Raw genomic sequence first — 19901 nt, 5'->3', positions numbered from 1 at the left:
ATCTTGTATTAAATTATGACTTGGTTTTTTCGTCCAGTTCGTTTTGTTTTACTTGCAGCGCTAATAGTTGTTTTTTGGCCGAGGCGGCGTCTGTCATGTCATATACCATCATACATATGTTTTCCACCACACCGGTAGCCGACACCAGTGGTGAAAACACCACATTTTGATACATATAAGGGGCGTTGCTTGTTATAGGCCGATAATTTCTAAACTTGAACAAATAAGGGCGCTGCTCCCATGTGATAAATGCGCGCGTGCGCAGCTCAAACACAGGATGCGTTTTACTGGTTAACCAAGCTTCTGAAATATCGGGGAATAATTCAAAAAGTGATACATCACGAACATCAGAGGGCAGCAAACCAGAATGCGCCTCCATAAAGCCATTCCAAACCTTAATTTCGAAATTTCGATTGAATACAACAATGCCCACGTCTACCGTTTGGATCATGTTCATCATCCAATGGAATTCAAGTAGTTCGTCAAGCGCGTCATTTTTAATTGAGCTAGTCGTCATCTTAATCCTCCAACATATGGGCTAGTTTAGCGTTCATCATGTCCATGGATTCTTCGGTGAACAATAAAATTAAATCACAATGTACATCAAAGCCCTCTAGGCTATAGCTCACTTCAATAGCCAGCGTTTTACGCCATGTACTTTTGTTGGTATTAATTAGCTCTTGCACACTTTGATGTTGTCCTAATACCACAGGGTGCCCTTGGCGAAACTGCATGTCTAATTGATTGGCAATGGTGCTTAAGCATGTACCAATTAATAAACTAGCGGCGTCCATAAGTAGCTCAAGTTGCAGTTGGTCATCAACTTCGCTGGTAATTTTAAATATTTTAGCGACATCAGTAAAACTAGAATCACTAAAAATCAACAATGCTTCACCACTAATGCCATCACCTAAAAAGCCTTGGCACACGCCAGAGGTTCTATCTGATACGTCAATATCTGATAACATCATATGAAGTTCTGAAACTTCAATTAAATTAACGTTGGGTATGGGTAACTCTACAAACACATCCATTATTTTAGCTAAATGCGCGCCGGCTTGCCCCATAGCAACGTTTACTACCTCTTGGTAGCAGTCACGCACTAGTTCATCTAAGCCATCGGTATCAACTTCTTTTTCAGGCTCAGCGTTAAGTAAGTTATGTTTAAGTAAAATAGCTTGGAGAGTTTCAGCATTCACCGGCTTTTCAATAAAATCGATAGCGCCTAATTCAGAAACGCGAGCTTGCGCTTCGGCTTGCACATCACCCGATATTACAATGGTTTTTATTGATAATTGCTGCTCTTTTATTTGCTGAAGGGTGCCGTATCCATCTAGAACAGGCATATTAAGATCAAGAAGTAATAAATGACCCTTACCCTCGCATATGGCTTGAATCGCCTCTTCGCCATGTTTGGCGAAATGAATAGCCACTTCCATATCTTGGGGCAAACATTTTGCCACCTGCTTCCTTGCTACCAGCGAATCATCGCATATAAGAACTGATAACATAATAAGGTTTTATCCTAGGATTTAATTTGAGCAAAGGTTCGTAAAATAAACCTTAGCTCAGGTATCGGCCACTTATAGGATTTCTTGAGAATGAGATTAGTATTTTAATACTAATAAAACTGGGGCTTATGCAAACAAGACCGGCAACAATATTGCAGTCATAATACCGTTAAGACACAAAGCCAGCGTTGCGAAAGCCGCGCATTGTTCAGAGATTGAAAATGCCTTAGCTGTACCAATTGCATGCGCTACTGCTCCTAAGGCAGTGCCTTGTGCGGCGTGGTTATATACCTTGAGTATTTTAAATAAGCTAGGGCCACATACCGCCCCTACAATACCTGTACTAATTACCATAACTGCGGCAAGTGCAGGAATACCTGAAATAAGTGCAGCAGTATCCATTGCCAATGGCGTGGTAATAGACTTCACCATTACCGTCATTTGTAGATCAAGTGGGGCATTAAGCAAATACACGCTAATCCATGACAAGCATGGAGCAACAATGCCCGCAATAACAATAGGCAAAACCACTCGCCAGTTCATAGCTAACAAAATACGGCTTTGATGATACAAAGGCACGGCAAGCGCTACGGTTGCAGGGCCAAGCAAAAACGTCAATAAATATGTGTGTTGCTGATACTGCGCTATTGAAGTTTGCATAACATACATAGCTACAATTATGAGTAAAGTGCACACAATTAAAGGATGAAATAACGGAAACTGCCGGCTTAGTTGATACAAACGCACACATACTAAGTAAGTCACTATTGTGCCTATCACCCATGCAGCGCTTTCAAGTATCCACATTAAGCAGTTACTCCAACACGCTTATTCACTAGCATTGCTATTGCCCTTATTTGGCGTATTCAGCGCATGCATGAGTTTTTGGGCAATAAGCGCGGTTAAACCTAGGCTAAGTAAAGTACTTACCACTATGGCCAAAAACAAAGCCCAAGGAAACTGCAGTATAAGCTGGGTGTAGTTAACAATTGCCACAATTGCGGGCACGAAAAATAAAGACATATAGGTGAGCAAAGGTTTACTAGCAAGTTCAATGCTATTGGGCACTCGGCGAAAAAGAACTAAGGCTACAAGCAGCACGAAAATGCCTAAAATAGCACCCGGTAAAGAAATGTTAAAATATTCGAGTATAATTTGAGATGTGACAAACAAACCCACCAACACAACAACGCCCAAAAGCGTGAGTGCCAGTGGTTTTAATTTAAAATGTGCTCTCTTGATGAACGGTGATGAAATACTTCGTGTCCTTTTTCGAGTAGTCTATTTTATACTCTTTGTTGTTGAGCGTTTGTACAAAAAGCATGCTTTTATAGTCACTAAAGTTGTCAGGCGACGATACGTCCACTTTAGCTACATCCATACGCTTTGCTTCAAGTTTATTTTTAGGTAGGTCCCCATCATAAACTTCAATGCCATTGTGCATCACTATTAAAACTGGGTCTTGTCGGCTATTAACAATCAATAAATCGACCTTTCTCAATTTGTGAATAATAGTATTTCGACCACTTAATATAAATGGATCTTCTTTCATAAACTCTCACAACCTTTACTATGCTGTATGTTATTTCGACTTTAATATACGCGAAACATAACAAATATTTTAACTTTATTCACTTCTTTGACGGCAAATAATTCGTAAACTTTAGTCTAAACCTTTGTTTTATTGATTAGTTCGCTAAAATTTTTCATTAAAAATAGTAATTTATTCATAAAAGGCTAATGACATTCTTAAAAAACTTCTTTATACTTCGCACCGCTTTAAAGCATGGCCCGATAGCTCAGTTGGTTAGAGCATCCGACTCATAATCGGCAGGTCCCCTGTTCAAGTCAGGGTCGGGCCACCATTTTCCTCTTTCTCTTTTTTCCCTGCTGTTACAGCGCTTTTATGGTCATCAGTCATTGCAGCGTAGGCTGTAAGCTCCTACATTACCCTATTTAGCAGGTACCGGTCTTCGCCGGCATGACAGTCCCTTTACCGTCATTACAGCGTAGGCTGTAATCTCATACATTACCCTATTTAGCAGGTACCGGCCTGCGCCGGCATGACAGTCCCTTTACCGTCATTACAGCGTAGGCTGTAATCTCCTACATTACCCTATTTGGCAGGTACCGGCCTGCGCCGGCATGACAAGTGTTCGCCGGCATGACAAGTGCTAACCAGCATAACGGGTGAGGCGATTAACGTTATTGTCTACTAGGAATTAGAGGCACTAGCGTTTGCATGAAAGTTATCAATAAATGCTAGGGTTTCACAGGCCTGAATGGGCGGGCTAAAATAATAACCTTGCACAAGGTTACAATCTAACATTCGCAAAATATCAAGCTGCTCTTTAGATTCAACCCCTTCTGCTACTACTTCAACATTTAACGTTTTCGCAATGGCAATAATTGCTTCGGTAATAGCTTGCCCTTTGTCCCCATCGGTCAGTTTGTTAATAAAACTCTTGTCTATTTTGAGCACATCAAGGGGAAATTGCGTTAAGTAGCTTAAGGAAGAATAGCCCGTACCAAAGTCGTCAATTGAAATACTAACACCCAAGGCCTTAAGCTTATTAAGTGTTTTAGCTACTTTTACTGGGTCATCAATAATTAAGCTCTCAGTTAACTCCAACTCTATAAATTGGGGAGAAATATCAAACTCTTTTAATATTTGGCGAATGTCGGCAACCACATTGGATAGTAAAAACTGTTTTGCAGAAATATTAATTGCAACCGACATATCCGTATATCCTTGCTTATGCCACTCTAGTAACTGCAAACATGATTTACGTGTAATACTGCGGCCAATTTGCACAATTAAGCCTGACTCTTCTGCAATAGAAATAAATTCATCAGGATATATGGTGCCCAGTTCTGGATGGAACCAACGCGATAATGCTTCAAACCCAGAAACCGTATTATTTTGAATATCGATTTTCGGCTGAAAATAGAATTCAAGCGAATCTTGCACAATGGCTAATCGAAGTTCTTTTTCAATCAAATTGCGCCGGTTTATATGCTCACTCATACTGCTTTCAAAAAAGCGAAACGAATTTGACTTACTGGCTTTGGCAACGTACATCGCGGTGTCAGCGAAGTGAATTAAGGTGTCAATGTCATTAGCATCTTTGGGATACATGCTTATCCCAATGCTGATGCCAATTCCTGTATCCTTGCCATTTACATGCAATCCGGCATCAAATTTTCTTATTAGCCTTTTGGCCAGTTCAGTAATTTTTTCTTTGTCAAAGCCAGCGTCTAAAACCACCGCAAATTCATCACCGCCTAGCCTCGCTAAATGATCTGATTTACGCGTATACTGCCTTAAAATAGACGATACTTTTTTAAGGAGCTCATCACCCACTTCATGACCCAAGGCGTCATTTACTTGTTTAAAACGGTCTAAATCAATAAAAAATAGGGTGATATTTTTTTCTTCATCCTTAGCTATACTCATTATGTCAATGAGCTGATTTCTGAAAAACCCTCTGTTCGGTAAGCCTGTTAGAATATCGTAGTTGGCCATATTCCAAAGGTCCATTTCTGACTTTTTCTTAGCGGTTATGTCGCTAAATGCACATACATAATGACTCAATACACCGCTGGCATCTTTAACTACGTTAATTATTAAATCTTTTACAAATTGCGTACCATCTAACTTGCTACCCAGTATCTCGCTCTTAAATACGCCGTGTTGCTCTATCTCATCTTCAAAATCATCCATATTAAAAGATGATTCTTCTTCGTTAGTCATAAAGCTGGGTTTTTTCCCCAAACAATGCGCTTCACTGGTACCCGTTATGCGGGTAAAAGCGTCATTTGCGGCCAGTACATTTCGCTCATTATCTAAAATTAAAATTGCATTACTGCTACTGTCGAAGGTTTTGGCGTACAACCTAATTTTTTCTTCAGACTGCCGTCGTTCGGTTATATCAGAAATAGTGCCTACCAACTTATTTGAAATACCATCAGAGCTCGTATGTTCCAACTTACCTTTACTTTCTAGATAAACTTTGCCTTGTGTTGTTTGCAAACGAAATGCTATTTTAAACGTAGAACGCGGCGCTTCTTCAAAGCTGCTGAGGTATTCAAACATCTCAGCCTTGTCCTCCTCATGAACAAAATTTAGAAAAATAGGGATAGATAGTGTCAACTTTTGTGTTTGTACTCCCAATAATTCTTGCGTAATTTGGTCAATATAAATATCTCGTGTTTTTACGTCGTATTCCCACAATCCCTCACCACTTCCCCAAAGCGCTAACTCTAAACGCCGTTCGCTCAGGGCCAATGCTTTTTGTCGTTCGTCAATTTGATCAAGCATTTCATTAAGGCCTCGTGCAAATGTGCCTATTTCATCCTCTGAATTTGTTGTATATCGACTTGATGCTAACTTTGCGTTTTTACTTTGTTGTTTCATAAACAAAACAAGTTGTTTAAGCGGTTTGCCTATTAAGTGCTGAATAGCATAAAACTGAGAAAATATAATTGCGGCCATAAGAAGCGCAGCTAAAATCAGAATATTTAGCCTAATTTTATTTACTAAAACAAAGGCATTTGCCCTTTTAACTGCAACACTAAGTGCTAGTTGAATCAGTTCATTGGTTTCAGCTTTTCTGATCCACCCTTCATTATTAACGTTAGCTTTAGGATCAAAGGGTAAAATACTTTGACCATTATGCGCTATTGATAGCAACATATCAGAGGCATCAAGGCTTGAAATCAGTTGGCTTACTTGCTCGGTAATATCAAAGCTTATGAGTACATACAGTGCAGTATTGTCAGTTTCAAATAGTGGGTCATAAGCTTTGGTCTCCACCACAAGATCTAAAATAAATTTTGTTCTGTCTTTTTCTACCGTTAGTTTTTTAAAATCTACATAAACATGTTTTTTTGGCAGCTGAAAACCAAAGTGAGGCAACTCAATTTTTTTGTTTTCAACTACCAGCCCCTCTTTAAGGCTAATAATAGGCTCAATTGAGGTATGCACTTCAACCTTAATATAACGAGGTTTAGTAGTAGCAAGGGATGTCAAGTATTGCTCTACGGCTACTAGCTCAGCATTTGCTCCTTCAACATCATCTAAAGAGATAAAATCAACATAATTTGCCAGTGCGCTGTTTGCCCTAATAATGTCGGCATCTGCTAAAGTCTGTTTGTATAAGTTATTAAACAAGATATGGCTTTGAGACAATGAGTTATCAATATCTCTGCTAATAAGTGGCTCAGCAACCTTGTAAAAGTTGTTTATAGTGGAATAGGAGTGAAGAAAAAATACAAACGACATCGCCACACCCACCACTAGAATGATTTTAGGCGCTAATGACCATCTGCGTATACTTTTCATGTTATTTCATAACAAGGGCTTGTGTGATTCGGTATATTTCACTCAATCACCATCACTACTCGCACGTTTTGGGTACTCTGTAGCTGCGTCTCAGAAATATACCCAATTGCATTTTCTTTCTTTGCAACAAATCGAGCAACCAAACGCTGTGGTTTTACTTTGACCTGATTTTTAATCGTGTTGTTAACAAATCGGTTTGACCAATCTCGCTGACTAGAGATTGACGACTTGCTCAGCACATCATAAGCAAACTTCTCACGAGCATTAGATGTAACCGGCAGTTCAAAAACTAAAATGGTTTCGCCATTCTTCCAAAAGCTGACTTTATCTGAATAGATTTGTTTAACTAAGTCTGGCGTTATATCTTGATTATTGTTGTTATGAACCACTACGTATACTTTTTCAGCGAGTGCTTGCTGACAAACAAAAAGAAGCGAAATGACTAAAATAAGCTTATAAAAGTTCATTCCCGCTACCTCCCTAAATACGCAGAAACAGAAAACAGATAAAAACCGAAATCATCTAAACCAGCTTGGTCATATTGATTAATATGGTATTCACTTTTAAGGGTAACATGCTGATTCACATGGTAGTTTGCAAATACTGTGTGGCGGTCAACTGCACCATTAATCAAACTATTCGCATCAAACGTGTCAAAACGATAGCCAAGCGCAAGTTGGTCTAACTCATATGTAAATTGACCATAAAAACCACTATTAGAATAATCTTGCGTTTCGTCATCAAACCGTAAATCTGATTTTGCATATTCTAGTTGCGCTGTTACGTTTTTATATCGAAACTTAGCGTGCGTGCCATATGCGGTTTTATTAGCGTTGTTGTTCGATGTATCTTTGCCGTCTTTGTAGTATGTGAATCCAGTGGTAAATTCGCTAAGCCACGGAAAATGAAAAGTAGCCCGAAGCCCATTTCCTTTATTGTTATTTAGGTCTTTCTTACCCGATATATTTGATTCACCATTTCCGTAAAAAGCGCTGTAATCAACACTTACTTTATCGCCTATAAATGCGGTGCCAAATATAGAGGCTCCGTCTACAAACTGAGGAAATATTTTAAAAATATGCATTGGTCTTTCTTGTGTTGATACAAACGGTGGGTAGTGGTCTTCAGACCAAATGCCTGCCGGTGCAAAGAAACGCCCCGCTCGCACATTAAAATACTCGCTATAATTCCAATCAAAATTCATGGCCTCAACAAAAATAGTGCCCGATGCTTCTTCAATGTCACCTGAACCATCGTTCACCCCATCAAATTTAGGCGCGTCCTCGTATTCGATTTCACTAAAAAATTTGATTTTATCGGTAAATTGTCGTGTAAAGAAAAGAGAGAGGTGATGCATTCTAAACTCTTCATTTACACCATCTTCACTAGAACCTTTGTACTCCACATCAACATAACCCGCAATATGCATGCTTTGGTCTGTAAGATCAGAAGCTGAATCAAGTAAGAATTGATGATCATCTAATATAAGCGATTGTTCATCTACCTGCTCGGCCAGTGTCTGCAGCCCCTTAGGCTCACTCTCAGCAAGCGCATCATTGTTATTAGAATCAACTTCAACGGCACCTTGTTGTGATGCCAGTAGCTGTTCAACTAACAACTCAAGTTGTTTAACTCGCGCTTTAAGTTCAGCAACATCAGTGCCCGCATCGTCAGCAATAGAGGCCGCAGAGAAAAGTAGGAGCGATGATAAGGTAAGCGCTAAAGAGGTTTTTTTCATAAATGAGGCTATGTGCAGATAATATTTATATACACACTTTATCGGCCTGCAACCTTCTATCTGCAGTTTATTTTCGAGGAAAATAGAGCATGCCAGCCCTTTACCGTCATTACCGCGTAGGCTGTAATCTCCAAACTCAACACCGTCATTACAGCGTAGGCTGTAATCTCCTACATTACCCTATTTGGCAGGTACCGGCCTGCGCCGGCATGACAGGTGAAGCCGGTATGACAGCCCATCCGCCGGCATGACAGGTGGCGTCAGTAATACGTAAGGCAATGTAAATGCTACGGTTTTAAGTCAGCTGGATGAAATTTTTGTAAATTTTTTTTGAAGATTTTGACGCTATTTATGGATGTAATAAATTTTTCATATTAATGCGTAAGACTCCTGCCCTCCTTAAAAAGTTGCATTACTTTAGCGCACATTTCGCTTGTATATATTCAAGGCACAAATGTTTCGTTAAGTACAACAACAACACACAAATTAATATAAAAAACGGACACTTCATAATGATTCAGTTTAAAGGATTCAATCGTATTGCCATGGCAATAGCCATATCTATTGGTATTTCAGCATCGGCAATCGCACAAGACACATCTTCATCTCTTAGGGGCGAAATTACGGGGCCTAAAGGTAATGCGGCCACCAACACAACAATTACTATTATTCATGTACCATCAGGAACCAAAAAAGAAGTCCAAACCAATGCCGAAGGTGAATATTTCGCACGTGGTTTGCGTGTTGGCGGGCCATATAAAATTCTAATAGATTCTGATAAATTCAAAGACCAAGAGTTTGATAATTTATTTTTCAACTTAGGCCAAGCTGAGCGTTTAAATATCTCTTTAGAGCCTGACAACATTGAAAGAATAACCGTTACTGCTTCATCTTCTGTTATATCTAATTCTGGCTCTAGCAGTTATTTTGGCGAACAAGCAATACAAAACAATAGTAGTTTGTCACGCGACGTAAAAGATATTATTCGCATTAACCCATTAGTAAGTTTGCTTTCTGGCTCTGATTCACAATTAGTCATAGCGGGCTCAAACCCTAAATTCAACAGTATTACGGTAGATGGTATTGGCCAAAACGATGACTTTGGTTTAAACGGTGGAGGCTACCCTACCCAGCGCTCACCTTTACCTCTAGATTCATTAGAGCAGGTTACCGTTGATGTAGCCCCGTTTGATGCCAAAGTGTCTGGCTTTAGTGGTGGTTTGGTAAATGCTGTATTCAAATCAGGTACTAACGAATTTGAAGGCAGTGTATTTTATGAAAAGCAGTCTGACTCCTTAGCTGGCACCCCAGAAAATGATGGCGAAGAATTTCCACTAGAGTTCCTAGAAGAGGTATTCGGCGCGACTTTAGGCGGCCCAATCATTCAAGATAAACTTTTCTTTTTTCTAAGCTACGAAAATTATGATTCACCACAAACACCTTTCTACGGCCCTGATGGTTCGGGTGTTGCGAACCCAACAATTGCCACAATTGAAGAAGCCAACGAAGTTATTAGAATTGCACGTGACGTATACGGGTTCAACGAACAGCAAATTGGCTCTTTTTCACCGTCCTTAGTTGAGGAAGATGAAAAATGGGTAGCAAAGTTTGATTGGAATATAAACGATGATCACAGAGCATCATTTACGTATCAATACAATGAGGGCAATAGAACAAGAAACGTTACCAGTAGTCGTTCAGAATTAAAATTATCATCGCATTTATATAACGTAACCGAAACACTCAACAACTACAGCGCGAAATTGTATTCCGATTGGACTGATAACTTTTCTACCGAGCTTAGCGTTGCAAGTAAAGATGTTGCTAACCGCCAAGCAACGTTAGGAGATAGTGCTGATATCACAATTGATGATCTTGAGTCTGGTGGGCGCATTGCTCTAGGTTCCGACAAATACAGGCATGCTAACGTACTTGACACAGAAGTATTAACGTTCAAATTAGATGGTACTTACTTATATGATGAGCACTCAATAGAATTTGGCTTTGATTACCAGCAACTCGCCGTGGCAAACATTTTTGTTCCTGACTCAAAAGGAACTTGGGTGTTTAATGGTTTAGAAAACTTTGAAGCGCAACGTGCAGATTATTTCGTTTATAGCAATGGGACAAATAACGATCCTAAGAATGCGTCCGCTATATTCGATAGAGAAACCCTTGCCTTGTATATTCAAGATAAATGGGATGTGACTGACGATCTAAGTATTACCCTTGGTTTAAGATACGAAAATTTGACGTCAGACGACGCTCCCACATTTAATCAAGACGCATTTGATAGAACAGGTTATCGCAACGACGAAGGTTTAGATGGCATAGATATTCTTTTACCACGCTTTGGTTTCAAGTATGACCTAAATGACAACTTAATAGTAAGGGGTGGTGTTGGGCGTTATTCTGGTGGCCAACCTAATGTATGGATTGGAAATGCTTTTTCAACAAACGGTATAAGCCCTGTTGGGTTCACCATTGACGCTAATGGCGAAAACAATATAGCGGTGGGCGCGGACGACTTAACATCTGTACCTCAAAATGCGCTAGATGCAATTTTAGCAGGCGGCGTAAGCGGTGATACAAATATTAATGATCCTGACTTCACATTACCTTCTGATTGGCGATATCAACTTGCATTAGATTACCGCTTTGATATTCCAACGCTTGGTGATGACTATTTATGGACAACAGAATTTTTACACATTAAGCGTATTGATAGTGCTTACTGGTTAGACGCCTCTTTAAGAGAAAGTGACATAGCTGGGCTTGCGGCTGATGGACGTCGAATTTTATACAATGATGATGATTCAAACTTTGATATCTTATTAACTAATACTGATGATGGAGGTCGTTCAAATATTTTATCTACCGTGTTAAGTAAGTCTTTTGAAAACGGTTGGGACTTTAGTGCCTCATACACCCATCAAGATATTACAGAAGCCGCTCCAGGAACAAGTTCAAGAGCAATTTCTAACTATTTAAATACGCCGTCTATAAATCCCAATGTACCCGATGACAGCTTAGGCAGAGGCCGTTTTGAACTTGAGCACCGCTTTGTTCTTAATGTAAATTACAGTGCTGAGATTTTTGCTGGTTACAATACAGACTTCACCCTGTTTTTTGAAAGAAAATCAGGGCAGCCAACATCTTATTTGTCGTATTTAGATAGTAGCTTAGCGCGAAATACCCTTACGCCAGGTGTAACAGGGGGCGATTTCTTGCCTTACATCCCCACCGCTGGTGACCCTAATGTTGTTTATGATGGCGTGACTGAAGCTGAATTATTGACCGCTATTGATAACGCTGGATTAACACAATATGCAGGCGGTTTTGCGCCTAAAAATTCAACGCAGTCACCTTGGTCTAGTAGAGTTGATATAGGCCTTACGCAAGAAATCCCTGGCTTCATGGAAGGTCATAAGGGCTCAGTGTATTTTGTTGTAGAAAACGTCTTAAACCTTATTGATAGTTCTCAAGGCAAAATGGCCTCACGAAATTCTACTTTTGGGCTTTATGATATTGACTCAATTGATGAACAGGGCCGCTATGTGATTGATCAAGTTCGCGATCAAACTTATGGTTTTGATGCAGATGATTCTGTTTGGAAGCTAAAAGTGGGGGTTCGTTACAGTTTCTAAATACAAAACGCTACGAATTTGATTTAGATAATCTCCACGCTCACGACCTTATTGCTATGAGATAAGGTCGTTTTTAAATTATATGGTTGCTATAGCAGCCATATAACTCGTTAAGGAAGAACTAATATGGACAAAATAGTTTTTATTTTATGCACCGTTTTATCAATTTGCGCGTGCTCAAGTAATAATAAACAAACGGATGCAGGCGGTGTTGCTGCACAAACTGACTTGTTGGCTAACGCTAGCAGTTTTAAGCATCAGCGCGCGGGAATAAAGCCGATAAGCTATGACTACGCCAATGCTAAACGCTTAAAAATTATTTCATGGAATGTTGAGCATTTTGTAGACGCACACGACGACCCTTACATTGAAAACGATCGTGAAAATAACAGCAAGCATATGCTTAAAAAGCGAGCTGACTTAGTAAGCGCTCTAAAAACGGCAAACGCAGATATTGTAGTGCTACAAGAGTTTGAAAGCGCGAAGCTGCTTAGAAATATTGCTACTACTGAGCTAGCTGGCATGGGATATCAATTCTTTGCCGATGCACCTTCGCCCACTTGGTATATGAACGTGGTTGTAATGAGCAAGGTGCCTTTAGGCGTTATGTACAGCTATGGTAACGTGCATACACCTTTAGTGGACTGGCTTGATGACAACGGCAATCAAGCTTCGCAAAATAGTTTGAATACTCGAACTTGGGCTATTGATGTGTATCCCTCTAATGACTATTCGTTTGTATTAAGTGCAGTACATTTAAAAGCAGGCCGCAGCGAGCGCGATATAGCTATGCGCTTAGGGCAAATAAACATGCTGAAAGCTCAGTTCGAACGCTTTTTACTTGAAGATCCTAATCGCAATATTCTTATGGTAGGTGATTTTAACTCCCTGCCAAATTCCAAAGAAATGCAGGCTCTTTTGCAAGGCACAACATTAGGAAACACATTTACAGATCCTTTAGCAAGTAATCAATACACTCATCCCGCGAACAACCCTACACGCAGGCTTGACTATGCAATAATGAACGGAAATATGTTGGCCGAAATGGTAGAGAATTCAGCTAAACCCGTTACTTTCTTTGATGCAGCTAAACAAGATGCATTAGCTGATCATTTACCTGTTATGATTGAGTTTTATTTACAAAATAGGCTGCAGTGATATGAAAAATAACGACAATTTACAAGCTAGTCCTTTATTAATGGTTTCTAAAACCTGCGTATTATTAGTTGTTTGTACGCTAATGAGTTTTGCAAACAAAACTTATGCAAATTCTTCATTCAGCATTGCATTTGGTTCGTGCGCTCGTGAAACAGAAGCACAACCTATATGGAATGATATTGCAGCAACAAAGCCTGATGCGTTTTTGTTTATAGGTGATAACCAATATGCCGATGTACGGTACAAAAATGGCAAGCGAGTTAGAGGGCCAGTAACTGACCCTGCAAGGTTTGAGCAAGCCTATAATGTTCTTGCAAATAAACCTAATTTTAAAAACTTTCGTGAGCAAGTACCGGTTTTTATGGGAACATGGGACGATCATGATTATGGGAAAAATGACGGTGGAAAAGAGTTTTCTTTAAAGCAAGAGAGCCAAGCAGCGTTCTTAGATTTCTTTGGTTTCGCAAAAGATCACGCATTGCGCGAGCAAGCTGGTATTTACCACGCTGAAATTATAGAAAACGCTGGGCATAAGATTCAGATTATTATGCTAGATACACGTTATCATCGCGACGCGCTAAGCCAAAACGTGAATCACCAAGCGCCGAATAAAGGTCCTTATGCCCCCAGCAGTGATATTAATACAAGCATGCTGGGCGAAAAGCAGTGGAAGTGGTTGGAAACCGAGCTAAAAAAAACAGCTGATGTACGCGTTATTGTTAGCTCTATACAAGTTGTGGCGTTTGAACACGGCTGGGAAGGATGGGGAACAATGCCCCATGAAAGGCAGCGTCTATTCGATTTAATTGATGAAACCAAAGCAAATGGTGTTGTCTTTTTATCGGGTGACCGCCACTTGATGGAAATAAGCAAAGACACTGGCCAACTTGGGCATAACACACCCTATCCAATTTGGGACTTTACCTCTAGCGGGTTAACACAAAAGCACGCTGAAGTTAATGAAGCGAATACTTTCAGAGTAGGCAAAGTAGCAAGACAAACCCATTATGGCGTTGTTGAGATTTTGTGGAATGAGGCTGATATTATGAAAAGCCAAATAAACATGTTGGCTTTGGGCTTAAATAACGAGCCAATTGAAAAAGTGTCAATTAGTTTATCAGAGCTGCAACTTAGCAAATAACAATGCTGTTTTGAACCGCCGTCAGCGCAATAAAGCGCGGCGGCAGAACGAACGTGAGGTACCGGCCTTCGCCGGCATGACAGGTGGTGACGTTTTCCCGTCATTACAGACCCGCTCACGTCATTACAGCCTCGTTCCCGTCATTACAGCGAAGGCTGTAATCTCCTACATAGCCCTATTTAGTAGGTACCGGCCTTCGCCGGTATGACAGGTAGCGCCGTTTTCCCGTCATTACAGTCCCGCTCCCGTCATTACAGCGCAGGCTGTAACCTCCAAACGCAACACCGTCATTACAGCGCAGGCTGTAACCTCCAATTTCTAACTGTATTTTAAGTAAGCCTCTATAAACGCTAGAAAAGCGATACGTTGAGCAAAAGTATTCAACATAATCTCATAACGCTAAGCTTAAAAATTAGACTATGCTTAAAAAATGTGAGGGTCAATTAAATTGGGGATTAAAATATGGGGTTTAAAGATGTTCCCGATTGCCCGGGAACAAAACAAAGTGCTTACAATAACTTTATAAACTGGTGATTTCGTCATTAATGAGGTGTTTGACCAACTCGCTGTTTTGCGCATCGTCAAATGCTGCATCAAGCGCTTTACTTCTACCTGCAACAGAACTGCGGTAATTTGGATGCGTAAATATATATGTTTGTTTGCTATCTAAAGCTTCTACTACGCGTTTGGCCAATAACTCGGCTGGTATCCCAGACTCTACTAAAGCAGCTGCTTTACCAAAACCTTTTTTCAAACGTTCAGGGTTCGCTTTAGGCGCTTGTGTTTTGTACTGACTTTGTTGCGTGCGAAGTGATTCGTGAATCCGCGTTTTAACAAAAGCGGGGCACAACGCCGACACATGAATATTATGTGAGTATAGCTCTTGCGCCCAACTTTCGGTCATAGATACTACGGCCGCTTTAGTGGCTGCATAAGCGGCCGAATAAGGTACGCCGCCCATACCTGCCATGGATGCAACATTTATAATCCAGCCCCCCTCATTACTAGCTTTTATTGCAGGAGTAGCTGCTTGAGTACCATATACAACACCCATTAAATTCACATCAACTACCCAGCGCCATGTGTCAGTATTAGTTTCTTCAATGGCACCGGGAATACCGCCAACGCCCGCATTATTTACAACCATATGTAACTTACCGAACGTGGCTAGGGCTTTTTCAACGGTAGTTTCCCACTGCTCATAACTAGTAACATCCAGGGTACAGGGTAACACTGACAAACCTTCGCTCTTTAATGTTTGCGCAGCAGCCTCTAAGGCATCTTGTTCAATATCAGCCATTACTATATTCATGCCCAAGCTACCAAACTCTTTTGCCAGCGCTAAGCCAATACCGCTAGCCGCACCTGAAATAATGGCGGTTTTACCTTTATATGTGTTTGTCATATTTGTACCCTGTCAGTTATTTTTATTAGGATTACTATTTAGCAATATATTTACTATAGAGCGAGGGTGAGTTAAGCCCCAATTTATTAAACTGATTAACGGGCATAAGTGTGGGTTTGTTATAAATGTGGGCGTGTAATTATTTGTAAGTCATTACAGCCCCGTTTCCGTTATTGCAGCCGTTTTCCCGTCATTACAGTCCCGCTCGGTCATTACAGCGAAGGCTGTAATCTCCAAACGCAGCACCGTCATTACAGCGCAGGCTGTAAGCTCCTACATTACTCTATTTAGCAGGCACCGGCCTTCGCCGGTATGACAAGTAGCGCCGGTATGACAGGTGGTATCGGCATGACGAGCGCTTTTACGCCATTGCAGGTGGCCAAATATTGCGCACTGCACTTTATTGCGATACGGTAAGTAAAAATGGACATTTTACTAAGTAGAGCCCTTCTATGAATATCAAATATAAAGTAGCACTTCTTTCAGCAATTATATCAGCGCCCTTGCTTAACCCCTATAATCAAGCTCATGCAGAAGTTGATTCTAACTGGTACAGGCAAAGTGCTATTTCACCTGATGGCTCTACTATATTATTCGCGGCCAAAGGCGATATTTACACGGTGCCTGTAAGCGGTGGTAATGCCACCCCCATAGTATCTGACACAGGCTGGGATGGTTACCCTGTTTGGTCAAGCGATGGTAAACAAATTGCGTTTGCTAGTGATCGAAACGGTAGCTTAGACGTTTACCTAATGCCCTTAAACAACCCGGTTCCTACACGCCTTACATTTCATAGCGCAAATGACTACCCTACTGACTTTACCAATAACGGCAATGAAGTGATTTTTAGCTCGGGCCGAGTGCCCTCTAGCCAGTCATCAGGGTTTCCTACTACAGCTGTAAATCAACTTTATTCGGTATCGGTTAATGGCGGCACGCCTACTCAAATGCTTACAACCGCTGCCATGGAAGCACGCTTTTCACCTAATGGGAAACTGCTTACTTACATGGATAATAAATCGTATGAAAACAACTTTAGAAAGCACGATATGTCTTCGTTTTCACGCGACATTTGGACCTATGACATTAAGCGAAATAAACATACCAAACTAACCACATTTGAAGGCGGTGACAGCACTCCGGTATGGTCACCCAATGGTGATGAAATTTACTTTTTGAGCGAACAACACGCCAATAATTTTAATGTATGGAAAATGAGTAGCCAAGGTAGCGATTTAGAGCAGGTGTCTAACTTCAATACGCACCCTGTTCGTGATTTAAGTATTAGCAACGAAGGGCTGTTGGCCTATAGCTGGCATGGAAACATTTATACGCAAAGCGCCAACTCGGCCCCCAAACGCCTTAAAATTAATTTAATTGCGGCAAAAGTTAATTTAGATGAAGAGAGCGAGAGCATTGCAGGCAAGGCAGAAAATTTTGAAATGTCGCCAAGCGGAAAGGAAACCGCCTTTATTGCCCGCGGTGAATTATTTGTGTCATCGGTTGAGTATGGCACTACAGTACGCTTAAGCAATACGGCAGAACAAGAACGCTCAATTAGTTGGTTCCCTGATAACCGCAGCATAGCCTACTCTGCTGAAAAAGACGGCGTGTGGGGCATTTATAGAGTATCAATTGTTGATAATAACGAACCCTACTTCTTTGCTGCTACTAAATTTAAAACAGAAACCCTTTTAAAAGGCGATGTTGATATGTTTCAAGCTATGGTTTCCCCTGATGGAAACCAAATTGCGTATTTGTATCAGCGTGATGAAATTCGCGTATACAACATTGAAACAAAGAAAAGCACTACGGTGTTTGCCGCCAAATACAACTATAGCTATTCTGATGGCGACATAAGTTTTGATTGGTCACCCGACAGCAAATATATAGTAGCGTCGTATGTGCCACGGGGATTTTTGTTTATGCCAGAAATTGGTATTGCGCCAGCTGATGGCAGCAAAGCACCCGTTGACGTAACCTTATCAGGCTACGGTGAATTTGCGCCAAACTGGGTAAGTAATGAAATGATTGTGTTTGGCTCAGATAGATACGGTGAACGTGCTCATGGCAGTTGGGGGGTTGAAATGGATGTTATGGCACTGTTTTTAACCCAACAAGCCTTTGACGACTACAATATGTCTAAAGAAGAGAAGGAATTATTCGCCGAAGCCGAAAAAGCCAAAGAAGAAGACGAAAAAGACGATGAGGATGAAAATAGCGAAGACGAAGAAGAAGCCGTTGAAAACGTTGAGATTGACTGGGCCAATTTAGATGAGCGCACAGTAAGGCTTACCAGACATTCATCTGACCTAAGCAGCTTTGCCGTTACACCAAACATGGACAAACTTTATTACTTAGCCAGGTTTGAAAAAGGCTATGATTTGTGGGTAGAAGACTTTACCGAGCACAGCACAAAACTAGCACTTAAGCTAAATGCATCAGGCGCCTCTTTTAATATTAGCGATGATGGCGAAACCGCCATTTTACTTGCCGACGGACAACTCGCTAAGCTCACCCTTGGTGATACTGTTAAGAAAGATGCCATAGCTGTAAATGGCGCAGTAGCCGTGAAAAGTGATGCTGAGCGTGAATATTTGTTTAAACATATTTGGCGACAAACCAAAGATAAATTCTACAACCCCAACATGCATGGTATAGATTGGGACGCCATGTACGCTGAATACCTTCCAAAAGTGAAGGGCATAAACAACAACCGTGACTTTGCTACCTTAGGCAGTGAACTGCTAGGAGAGCTTAATGCGTCGCACACAGGCACTTATTACCGCAGCCCTGTGCCTAGCCAGTCAAATACAGCCACCTTAGGTTTACTTTTTGCAAGTGAGCCTGGTAAAAAGGGCTTAACCGTTGAAGAAATTTTGCCATTTAGCCCATTATTAAAATACAAAGATAAAGTGAAAGTTGGCTCTGTTTTAAGCGCAATTGACGGTAAATTAATAAGCGCCAAGCAAAACGTTCATAAGCAATTAAACGGAAAAGCAGGTAAACGCACGCGATTAAGCTTCGAAAATGGCCGTAAAACTACCGAAGTAGTTATTCGCCCTCAGTCATTTCGTGATGAATTAAACGCCCTGTATAAACGTTGGGTAGATAGCCGCCGCGAGTATGTGAATGAATTATCAAACGGCCGCTTAGCTTATGTGCATATTCCTCAAATGGATGACTCAGCCTATAGAGATGTTCACAAAGAACTATTTGGTAGAGGGTATGACAAAGAAGGCGTTGTGGTAGATACTCGTTTCAACCGAGGTGGATGGCTAACCGATGATTTAGTGACCTTACTAAGTGGCAAGCACTATAGCTGGCTTTCTGCCCGAGGTGAGAAGTTTAAAGGTAATTCAATGGCCCGTTGGACCAAACCTTCTATTTTAGTTGTGAACGAAGGCAATTACTCTGATGGTTACTGCTTCCCCAATGGTTACCGTACCAATAAAATTGGCAAAATTGTTGGTATGCCAGTACCCGGCACGTGCACCGCAGTATGGTGGGAAGGCTTACAAACAGGTGATTTAACCTTTGGTATCCCTCAGTTGGGTGTGCTAAATAACGATGGCACGTTTATGGAGAACGACCAACTAATACCTGACATAACAGTAGAGAACACTAAAGAAGCTACGGCGAAAGGCGAAGATGCCCAGCTTAAGCGTGCCGTGGAAGAGTTGTTGAAATAGTAAAGAGAGGTGCCGGCCTTCGCCGGCATGACAGGTGAGGCCGGCATGACGAGCATATTTACGTCATTACAGCGAAGGCTGTAACCTCCAAACGCAACACCGTCATTACAGCGCAGGCTGTAACCTCCTACATTACACTACCAAGCAGGTACCGGCCTTCGCCGGTATGACCGGTGAGGTGCATGAGGTACCGGCCTTCGCCGGTATGACCGGTGAGGTGCATGAGGTGCCGGCATTCGCCGGCATGACGAGCAAGGAGGCAGGC

The 19901-nt window shown here is 41.1% G+C and carries 14 protein-coding genes and 1 tRNA gene; 6 read left to right on the top strand and 9 right to left on the bottom strand.

The genetic code is table 11. The features are described 5' to 3' along the window. Positions 1 to 13: 13 nt before the first annotated feature. The 5 genes from ACOI22_RS15890 to ACOI22_RS15870 form a co-directional block, all read right to left on the bottom strand. Positions 14 to 517 carry a hypothetical protein gene (locus tag ACOI22_RS15890; RefSeq protein ID WP_420673117.1) on the bottom strand — a complete coding sequence of 168 codons (504 nt, stop codon included), beginning with the start codon at positions 515 to 517 and terminating at the stop codon, positions 14 to 16. Position 518: 1 nt separating this feature from the next. Beyond that, complete coding sequence (locus ACOI22_RS15885) at positions 519 to 1511, bottom strand: response regulator (RefSeq protein WP_420673116.1); 993 nt, start codon at positions 1509 to 1511, stop codon at positions 519 to 521. Between the two features lie 126 nt (positions 1512 to 1637). Further along, on the bottom strand, positions 1638 to 2318 hold the full coding sequence (locus ACOI22_RS15880) for an LrgB family protein (protein WP_420673115.1): 681 nt from the start codon (positions 2316 to 2318) through the stop codon (positions 1638 to 1640). A gap of 21 nt (positions 2319 to 2339) precedes the next feature. Then, positions 2340 to 2684 (bottom strand): CidA/LrgA family protein, encoded by a 345-nt coding sequence (locus ACOI22_RS15875; protein WP_420673114.1) that lies wholly within the window; start codon positions 2682 to 2684, stop codon positions 2340 to 2342. A gap of 49 nt (positions 2685 to 2733) precedes the next feature. Beyond that, the gene (locus tag ACOI22_RS15870) at positions 2734 to 3063 is read right to left on the bottom strand and encodes a hypothetical protein (RefSeq protein WP_420673113.1); all 330 of its coding nucleotides are present in this window, start codon (positions 3061 to 3063) and stop codon (positions 2734 to 2736) included. A gap of 236 nt (positions 3064 to 3299) precedes the next feature. On the opposite strand from ACOI22_RS15870, the gene ACOI22_RS15865 reads away from it, so the two are divergent. Then, positions 3300 to 3376 (top strand) — tRNA-Ile (locus ACOI22_RS15865). Positions 3377 to 3726: 350 nt separating this feature from the next. Here ACOI22_RS15865 and ACOI22_RS15860 read toward each other — a convergent pair. From ACOI22_RS15860 to ACOI22_RS15850, 3 genes are read right to left on the bottom strand one after another with little or no spacing between them, the layout of a single operon-like run. Further along, positions 3727 to 6855, bottom strand: coding sequence for an EAL domain-containing protein (locus tag ACOI22_RS15860; RefSeq protein ID WP_420673112.1), 3129 nt, complete (start codon positions 6853 to 6855; stop codon positions 3727 to 3729). 38 nt (positions 6856 to 6893) lie between these two features. Continuing rightward, on the bottom strand, positions 6894 to 7322 hold the full coding sequence (locus ACOI22_RS15855) for a hypothetical protein (RefSeq protein ID WP_420673111.1): 429 nt from the start codon (positions 7320 to 7322) through the stop codon (positions 6894 to 6896). 5 nt (positions 7323 to 7327) lie between these two features. Beyond that, entirely contained in the window at positions 7328 to 8593 is a 1266-nt protein-coding gene (locus ACOI22_RS15850) for a hypothetical protein (RefSeq protein WP_420673110.1), read from the bottom strand. A gap of 89 nt (positions 8594 to 8682) precedes the next feature. Between ACOI22_RS15850 and ACOI22_RS15845 the strand changes: the two genes are divergently transcribed. The 4 genes from ACOI22_RS15845 to ACOI22_RS15830 all read left to right on the top strand — a co-directional run bounded on the left by ACOI22_RS15845 (position 8683) and on the right by ACOI22_RS15830 (position 14539). Continuing rightward, positions 8683 to 8844, top strand: coding sequence for a hypothetical protein (locus ACOI22_RS15845; protein ID WP_420673109.1), 162 nt, complete (start codon positions 8683 to 8685; stop codon positions 8842 to 8844). Positions 8845 to 9105: 261 nt separating this feature from the next. Beyond that, positions 9106 to 12240, top strand: coding sequence for a TonB-dependent receptor (locus tag ACOI22_RS15840; RefSeq protein WP_420673108.1), 3135 nt, complete (start codon positions 9106 to 9108; stop codon positions 12238 to 12240). Between the two features lie 126 nt (positions 12241 to 12366). Continuing rightward, positions 12367 to 13398 carry an endonuclease/exonuclease/phosphatase family protein gene (locus ACOI22_RS15835; protein ID WP_420673107.1) on the top strand — a complete coding sequence of 344 codons (1032 nt, stop codon included), beginning with the start codon at positions 12367 to 12369 and terminating at the stop codon, positions 13396 to 13398. Between the two features lies 1 nt (position 13399). Beyond that, complete coding sequence (locus tag ACOI22_RS15830; protein ID WP_420673106.1) at positions 13400 to 14539, top strand: alkaline phosphatase D family protein; 1140 nt, start codon at positions 13400 to 13402, stop codon at positions 14537 to 14539. A gap of 520 nt (positions 14540 to 15059) precedes the next feature. Here ACOI22_RS15830 and ACOI22_RS15825 read toward each other — a convergent pair. Further along, positions 15060 to 15944 carry an SDR family NAD(P)-dependent oxidoreductase gene (locus ACOI22_RS15825; RefSeq protein WP_420673105.1) on the bottom strand — a complete coding sequence of 295 codons (885 nt, stop codon included), beginning with the start codon at positions 15942 to 15944 and terminating at the stop codon, positions 15060 to 15062. A gap of 452 nt (positions 15945 to 16396) precedes the next feature. Between ACOI22_RS15825 and ACOI22_RS15820 the strand changes: the two genes are divergently transcribed. Continuing rightward, complete coding sequence (locus ACOI22_RS15820) at positions 16397 to 19636, top strand: S41 family peptidase (protein WP_420673104.1); 3240 nt, start codon at positions 16397 to 16399, stop codon at positions 19634 to 19636. The last annotated feature ends 265 nt before the right edge of the window (positions 19637 to 19901 follow it).

Origin of the sequence: Glaciecola sp. 2405UD65-10 (assembly GCF_048820975.1) — a bacterium.
Taxonomy (GTDB): Bacteria; Pseudomonadota; Gammaproteobacteria; order Enterobacterales; family Alteromonadaceae; genus Glaciecola.
This window is presented reverse-complemented; position numbering and strand designations above follow the sequence as displayed.

What these genes read in the sequence shown, in the direction of transcription:
- ACOI22_RS15890 (WP_420673117.1), bottom strand. Translation starts at nt 517, where the DNA reads ATGACGACTAGCTCAATTAAAAATGACGCGCTTGACGAACTACTTGAA.
- ACOI22_RS15885 (WP_420673116.1), bottom strand. Translation starts at nt 1,511, where the DNA reads ATGTTATCAGTTCTTATATGCGATGATTCGCTGGTAGCAAGGAAGCAG.
- ACOI22_RS15880 (WP_420673115.1), bottom strand. Translation starts at nt 2,318, where the DNA reads ATGTGGATACTTGAAAGCGCTGCATGGGTGATAGGCACAATAGTGACT.
- ACOI22_RS15870 (WP_420673113.1), bottom strand. Translation starts at nt 3,063, where the DNA reads ATGAAAGAAGATCCATTTATATTAAGTGGTCGAAATACTATTATTCAC.
- ACOI22_RS15860 (WP_420673112.1), bottom strand. Translation starts at nt 6,855, where the DNA reads ATGAAAAGTATACGCAGATGGTCATTAGCGCCTAAAATCATTCTAGTG.
- ACOI22_RS15855 (WP_420673111.1), bottom strand. Translation starts at nt 7,322, where the DNA reads ATGAACTTTTATAAGCTTATTTTAGTCATTTCGCTTCTTTTTGTTTGT.
- ACOI22_RS15850 (WP_420673110.1), bottom strand. Translation starts at nt 8,593, where the DNA reads ATGAAAAAAACCTCTTTAGCGCTTACCTTATCATCGCTCCTACTTTTC.
- ACOI22_RS15845 (WP_420673109.1), top strand. Translation starts at nt 8,683, where the DNA reads ATGCCAGCCCTTTACCGTCATTACCGCGTAGGCTGTAATCTCCAAACT.
- ACOI22_RS15840 (WP_420673108.1), top strand. Translation starts at nt 9,106, where the DNA reads ATGATTCAGTTTAAAGGATTCAATCGTATTGCCATGGCAATAGCCATA.
- ACOI22_RS15835 (WP_420673107.1), top strand. Translation starts at nt 12,367, where the DNA reads ATGGACAAAATAGTTTTTATTTTATGCACCGTTTTATCAATTTGCGCG.
- ACOI22_RS15830 (WP_420673106.1), top strand. Translation starts at nt 13,400, where the DNA reads ATGAAAAATAACGACAATTTACAAGCTAGTCCTTTATTAATGGTTTCT.
- ACOI22_RS15825 (WP_420673105.1), bottom strand. Translation starts at nt 15,944, where the DNA reads ATGACAAACACATATAAAGGTAAAACCGCCATTATTTCAGGTGCGGCT.
- ACOI22_RS15820 (WP_420673104.1), top strand. Translation starts at nt 16,397, where the DNA reads ATGAATATCAAATATAAAGTAGCACTTCTTTCAGCAATTATATCAGCG.